The 6,606-nt window shown below is 69.0% G+C and carries 5 protein-coding genes; 2 read left to right on the forward strand and 3 right to left on the reverse strand.

Annotation, left to right across the window (positions count from 1 at the left end):
* Positions 1-167 precede the first annotated feature (167 nt).
* From ACOJVU_RS09955 to cofC, 3 genes are all read right to left on the reverse strand, one after another.
* Entirely contained in the window at positions 168-1,115 is a 948-nt protein-coding gene (locus ACOJVU_RS09955; RefSeq protein ID WP_421529623.1) for an NUDIX hydrolase, read from the reverse strand.
* Positions 1,116-1,187: 72 nt separating this feature from the next.
* A complete protein-coding gene (locus ACOJVU_RS09960; RefSeq protein ID WP_421529627.1) occupies positions 1,188-3,368 on the reverse strand; it encodes an RNA degradosome polyphosphate kinase in 2,181 nt (726 codons plus the stop codon).
* Positions 3,369-3,458: 90 nt separating this feature from the next.
* Entirely contained in the window at positions 3,459-4,109 is a 651-nt protein-coding gene (cofC, locus tag ACOJVU_RS09965; protein WP_421529624.1) for a 2-phospho-L-lactate guanylyltransferase, read from the reverse strand.
* Between the two features lie 163 nt (positions 4,110-4,272).
* Between cofC and ACOJVU_RS09970 the strand changes: the two genes are divergently transcribed.
* Complete coding sequence (locus ACOJVU_RS09970) at positions 4,273-5,301, forward strand: NAD(P)H-dependent glycerol-3-phosphate dehydrogenase (RefSeq protein WP_421529625.1); 1,029 nt, start codon at positions 4,273-4,275, stop codon at positions 5,299-5,301.
* Positions 5,302-5,342: 41 nt separating this feature from the next.
* On the forward strand, positions 5,343-6,491 hold the full coding sequence (locus ACOJVU_RS09975) for a D-alanine--D-alanine ligase family protein (RefSeq protein WP_421529626.1): 1,149 nt from the start codon (positions 5,343-5,345) through the stop codon (positions 6,489-6,491).
* Positions 6,492-6,606: the final 115 nt, after the last annotated feature.

Raw genomic sequence — 6,606 nt, forward strand, 5'->3', positions numbered from 1 at the left:
GACCAAGGCTCCGGCGAAGAAGGCCGTGACCAAGGCTCCGGCGAAGAAGGCCGTGACCAAGGCTCCGGCCAAGAAGGCGGCGGCAACGTCGCGGCGCGGCCGCAGGTAGGAAGTCCCGAGCAGAAGCCCTTCGGGGGCAGCCATTGCCCCCGAAGGGCATTCGACTGTCAGGCGCGCACGTCGGCGGCCAGCGCGCCGCCGACGTGGTCGGCAGCCGTGAGCCGCCCGTCCGACAGCGACAGCACCCAGGTGCTCCCCTTGTTGTTGCGCGACTTGGCGGGGCGCAGCCCGTCGCGTCGGCACCACCAGGCGATCAGATCGGGAATCACCTTGCCCTGGGTGCAGATGACCGGTGTGCCCGGTTGTGCGGCGATCTGCAGGGAGCGCTCCCGGCCGCGACCCGGGTCCTGCGCGTAGGACTCCTCGGTCAGGGTCATCTCGTTGTGTACCGGCACACCGAGTTCGGCGGCAAGTGGTTCCACCGTCTGCCGGCAGCGCACCCGGTCGGCCGCGTACACCCCGGTGGCCCCGAAGGCCATCAGCTGCGGAACCAGCGCCTCAGCCTGTGCCCGGCCCCGCTTGTCCAGCGGCCGCAGGGCGTCATCGCCGGAGAACCGTGATTTGCTGCCCGCGGTGCCGTGCCGGACCACAAGCACGGTGTGCGTGTCTGCCGGCTTCTTGGCGAAGCGGCGCAACACTTTTCGATCATGCGGGTAGGTCATCCTGCCCATCGCGTCGATCACCGGCAGCCAGATCAGCTTGTCGACCTCTTTTCCCGGCGCGAACTGGCCGCCGGTGCTGCGTGCCGCCCAGTAACGCACCTTTTTGGCGCCCCGGGCGATGGGGTAGCTCACCGTGGTGAGCTGCCTGCCGAGAATGGCGTGGTGACCGGTCTCCTCGCGCACCTCCCTCACCGCGGCGACCGGTGCCGTCTCACCGGCGTCGACTTTGCCTTTGGGAAGCGACCAGTCGTCGTAGCGGGGGCGGTGGATCACGGCGATCTCGACGTCCGTGGTGGCCGGACCGGCCGCACCCGGCCGCCACAGCACCGCGCCCGCGGCGTAGATGATCCGGGTCCCCGAGCGCCGAGCGGCGGGCGGTTTCTGGATCGGCAACTTCTCTCCTGCAGGTCAATTCGGCCAGGGTTGTCGGCGTCCGGGCGTGACGGGGAAAGCTACCACATCCCCTCAGGAGCTCCGGTGCCGCTCCATCAGCGATTCCTGGTGGTCGCGCACGGTGTGGCCGTCGTGGGGCATCGCCGTCCACTGGCCGTCGGCGCCCAGCTCCCAGCAGCGGGTGGCCGGGTCCAGCGCGGACTCGAACAGGTCGTCCAGTTGCAGTGTCAGCTTGGGATCCTTGACCTGAGCCAGCACCTCGACGCGCCGGTCGAGGTTGCGGTGCATCATGTCGGCACTGCCGATCCAGAATTCGTTGATGCCGCGGAAATGGATGATCCGCGAATGTTCGAGGAAGCGGCCGAGGATCGAACGGACCACGATGTTCTCGGAGAAGCCCTCCACACCGGGGCGCAGAGCGCAGATGCCGCGTACCACGACCTCGACCCGGACCCCGGCCTGCGACGCCCGGTAGAGCGCGTCGATGACCTGCTCGTCGACCAGCGCGTTCATCTTCATCCGGATCCGCCCGCCACCACGCTCGGAGTGAGCGGCGATTTCGCGGTCGACGCGTTCGATGATGCCGGCGCGAATTCCGTGCGGAGCCACCAAAAGATTGCGGTAGGTCAGTTTGCGCGAATAGCCGGTCAGCGAGTTGAACAAGTCGGTCAGGTCCGCGCCGATCTCGGGGGCCGCCGTCAGCAGACCGATGTCCTCGTACAACCGTGCCGTCTTGCTGTTGTAGTTGCCCGTCCCGATATGGCAATACCGCCTGATCGCCGAACCCTCGCGCCGCACCACCAGGCAGGTCTTGCAGTGCGTCTTGAGTCCGAGGAGCCCGTACACCACGTGCACGCCCGCCTGTTCGAGTTCGCGGGCCCAGCGGATGTTGGCCTGTTCGTCGAAACGCGCCTTGAGCTCGACCAGGGCCACGGCTTGCTTGCCGGCCTCGGCGGCCTCGATCAGCGCGCGGACGATGGGCGAATCACCCGATGTGCGGTACAGCGTCTGTTTGATCGCCAGGACGTTGGGGTCGGCGGCGGCCTGCTCGATGAAGCGCTGCACGCTGGTGGAGAAAGAGTCGTAGGGGTGGTGCACCAGCACGTCGCCTTCGCGCAGCGTCGAGAAGATGCTCTTGGGCGTTTCCCGGTCGGCGAACGCGGGATGCGTGTCCGGGACGAACGCCGCATCTTTGAGTCCCGGCCGGTCCAGCCCGTAGATCTGCCACAGCGACGACAGATCCAGCAGGCCGGGCACCTCGATGACGTCACCGGGATGCACGTCGAGTTCGCGCAGCAGCAATTCGAGCATGCTCTCGGTCATGTCGTCGGCGATCTCCAGGCGCACCGGCGTGCCGAAGCGCCTGCGCGCCAATTCCCGCTCCATCGCCTGCAACAAGTCCTCGTCGCGGTCTTCCTCGACCTCCATGTCGGCATTGCGGGTGATGCGGAAAGCGTGCTGTTCGACGATCTCCATGCCCGGGAAGAGGTCCGGAAGGAAGACGGCGATCAGTTCCTCCATCGGCAGGTAACGGATGACGTCCGGTCCGTCGATCCCGCCGTCGCGGCTGTCGAGTTCGACGAAGCGGTCGACGTTGTTGGGCACCTTCACCCGGGCGAAGTGCTGGCTGCCGTCCTCGGGTTGCCGCACGCTGACCGCCAGGTTCAGGCTCAGCCCGCTGACGAACGGGAACGGGTGAGCGGGATCGACGGCCAGCGGCGTCAGAACGGGGAAGACCTGCTCGGTGAAATAGGTTGACAACCGTTCGCGTTCAGCCTGATCCAGATCGGTCCACGTGACGATGTGGATGCCTTCCGCGGCAAGCGCCGGTCGCACCGAATCGAGGAAAACCCGTGCGTGCTGGCTGGCGATCTTCTGGGTCTGCTCGCCGATGACGGCCAGTTGCTCGCGCGGCGTCAGCCCGTCGGCGGAGCGGACCGACAGCCCCATCTCGTCGCGGCGTTTGAGACCGGCGACCCGCACCATGTAGAACTCGTCGAGGTTGGAGGCGAAAATGGCCAGGAACTTGGCCCGCTCCAGCAGGGGCAGCGAACTGTCGGCCGCCAGCGCGAGAACGCGTGCATTGAAGTCCAGCCAACTGAGTTCCCGGTTGAGGTAACGGTCTTCCGGCAGCCCGGTGGTCGGCGCCTGGGTTGTTGCGGGTGGTGCCGCCACCGCGGAGTCGCCCGCATGCCATACGCTCTTGTCGGGACGGGGTTCGGTTTCGGTCACGATGTGATCATTGCTCATCAGCCCCGTGTGCTGCCACCGTGAGACGGGCATCCATCGCCCGTTGGTGTGAAGTTCACCCCTGGGACGGCTTCTCCGCGACGCCGGCCGGCCTCAGTGCTGCGCGAGGGCCCGGGCGGTCGCCGCCCCGACCCCGAGGCGCCGGGCGGCCGTCAGGTCGGCGGGGGTGTCCACGTCGCAGCGCAGGCCGGGCCACGCGCCCGTCAGCTCGATCGCGCCCGAACAACGATGCCGCGCCGACGAATCGGGGCCGAACCGCGGATCGAGCGGAGTCCCGAACGCGCTCAGCGCGGAGGTTCCCGTCGCCAGCCGGTCCGCGACGAAGCTGCGGCGGTGCTGGCGTGCCGCGGCTATCGCCTCGGCGAGTTCGCGGGTCTGCAGTGCGGGCAGGTCTCCCTGCAGCACAATGATATTTGCGAACTTCTCGGCCACCGATCGTTCGGCGGCGATGATCGCGTTGTTCAGTGGGTCCGCGTGGACCGCGGGTGTCGGGTCGGCCAGCACGTCGGCGCCGAGCCCGGCTGCGGCGGCCGCGGCCACCTCATCGGGCGTGACGACAGTGATCGAACCCAGCGCCGGCACTGCCGCCGCGGCCGTCAGGGTGTCGACGAGCATCGCCAGCACCACCTTCTCGCGGGTAGCTGCCGACAACACGGGGGCCAGCCTGGTCTTGGCTGCGGCCAATCGCTTGACGGCGATGATCACAGCGACGTCGGCGCCGTCGTCGCCCTCGATGCCGATCATGAGGTCATCCTGCCAGGACGCCCAGTTCGCCCCGACCCGCCCGGAATCGCCGCTTGGTTACTGTGGAGCGCCGGGTGATGGCCCGGCGAACACGGGTGGTCGCGATGACAGGCAGCGATGGCAGGCAGCGATGACAGACAGCGATGACAGACAGGGGTGGCCGATGACCGCTACCGGGGGTGAGGGCGGCATTGCGGTGATGGGCGCCGGCGCGTGGGGCACAGCGCTGGCGAAGGTTCTCGTCGACGCCGGAGGGCCGGACGCGAAGGTCACGCTGTGGGCCCGGCGGGCCGCCATCGCCGAGCAGATCAACGCCACCCGGCGCAACGAGGACTATCTGCCCGCCACGTTGCTCCCGCCGGGCATCCGCGCCACCGCCGATGCGCAGGAGGCGCTGGCGGGCGCGTCGACGGTGCTGCTGGGGGTGCCCGCCCAGACGATGCGGGCCAATCTCGAGCAGTGGGGGCCGCTGCTGGGCAACGGTGCGACCCTGGTCAGTCTGGCCAAGGGCATCGAGTTGGGCACCTTGATGCGGATGAGCCAGGTCGTCGTCGCGGCGACCGGCGTCGATCCGGCGCACGTCGCGGTGATCTCCGGGCCGAACCTGGCCGGCGAGATCGCCGCGGGCCAGCCCGCGGCCACCGTGGTCGCCTGCAGCGACTCCGGTCGCGCGGTCGCCCTGCAGCGCATGCTCAACAGCGCGTACTTGCGCCCCTACACCAACAGCGACGTCATCGGCACCGAGATCGGCGGCGCCTGCAAGAACGTCATCGCGCTCGCCTGCGGGATGGCGGTCGGCGTCGGGCTGGGCGAGAACACCGCGGCCGCGATCGTCACCCGGGGCCTCGCCGAAATCATGCGGCTGGGGATCGCGCTGGGGGCCAAAGGCGCGACGCTGGCCGGGCTGGCCGGCGTCGGCGATCTGGTTGCCACGTGTACGTCGCGGTACTCGCGTAACCGCGCGTTCGGCGAACGCCTGGGCCGGGGCGCCACCGTGCAGTCGGCGCTGCAGGCCGGCGTGGGGGACCACGTCGTCGAGGGGGTGACGTCCTGCGAGTCGGTGCTGGCGCTGGCGTCCAGTTACGACGTCGAGATGCCGCTCACCGACGCCGTGCACCGGGTCTGCCACAAGGGACTGTCGGTGGACGACGCGATGGCCCTGCTGCTGGGCCGCCGCACCAAGCCCGAGTGAGGGCGACCCGAGAGCCGCTCAGCCGGTAGCCTCTCCCTATTGTGGATTCCTCGGACCGGCCGGCAGCCCCGCCACCCGGTGGCCGCGTGCGCGTTGCGGTCGTCTTCGGCGGCCGCAGCAACGAGCACGCCATCTCCTGTGTGTCGGCGGGCAGCATCCTGCGCAACCTCGACCGGCGGCGGTTCGACGTGGTCGCGATCGGCATCACCCCCGAAGGCTCCTGGGTGCTCACCGACGGTGACCCCGATGCGTGGGCGATCACCGGACGCCGCCTGCCGGAGGTGACGACCGAATCGGGCACCGAGCTGGCCCTGCCGGCGGATCCGCGGCGCGGGGGCCGCCTGGTGTCGCTGTCCACGGGCGCCGGTGCCGCGCCGGCCCCTGTCCTCGGCGCGGTCGACGTGGTGTTTCCGGTGCTGCACGGCCCCTACGGCGAGGACGGCACCATCCAGGGGCTGCTCGAACTCGCCGGTCTGCCCTACGTGGGCGCCGGGGTGTTGGCCAGTGCGGCCGGCATGGACAAGGAGTTCACGAAGAAGCTGCTGACCGCCGAGGGGCTGCCCGTCGGCGCGCACGTGGTGCTGCGCCCGTCGCGCTCGACCTTGGGGTCCGAGGAGCGCGAGTGGCTGGGCCTGCCGGTCTTCGTCAAGCCCGCCCGCGGCGGGTCCTCGATCGGTGTCAGCCGGGTGTCGCGCTGGGACGAGCTGCCCGCCGCCGTCACCGCCGCCCGCCGACACGACCCGAAGGTGATCATCGAGGCGGCGGTCAACGGCCGGGAGTTGGAGTGCGGCGTGCTCGAAATGCCCGGCGGCACCGTGCAGGCCAGCATGCTCGGGGAGATCCGGGTGGCCGGGGTGCGGGGTCGCGAGGACGGGTTCTACGACTTCGCGACCAAATACCTCGACGACGCAGCCGAATTGGACGTGCCCGCGAAGGTCGACGACGACATCGCCGACACCGTGCGCGAATTGGCGATCCGGGCGTTCCGGGCCATCGACTGCCAGGGACTGGCCCGCGTCGACTTCTTCCTCACCGACGACGGCCCGGTGATCAACGAGATCAATACCATGCCGGGTTTCACCACGATCTCGATGTTCCCGAGGATGTGGGCGGCCAGCGGTGTGGACTACCCGACCCTGTTGACGACCATGATCGATACGGCGCTGGCCCGCGGAACGGGCCTGCGCTGAGCGTGAATCTGGCCGACCACTAGCGGGAGTTTCCGGTCTTCGTAGTTGAGCGGCGTGTCTTGTGTTGTGGTGCTTGAGGTTTGTGTGATTGAAGTGTATTACCCATATATGGCTT

The sequence above is a fragment of the Mycobacterium sp. THU-M104 genome (assembly GCF_049197365.1).
Taxonomy (GTDB): domain Bacteria; phylum Actinomycetota; class Actinomycetes; order Mycobacteriales; family Mycobacteriaceae; genus Mycobacterium.

Excerpts from the sequence above, each read along its gene's own strand:
- cofC (WP_421529624.1), bottom strand. The coding sequence starts at position 4,109 with ATGATCGGCATCGAGGGCGACGACGGCGCCGACGTCGCTGTGATCATC.
- ACOJVU_RS09970 (WP_421529625.1), top strand. The coding sequence starts at position 4,273 with ATGACCGCTACCGGGGGTGAGGGCGGCATTGCGGTGATGGGCGCCGGC.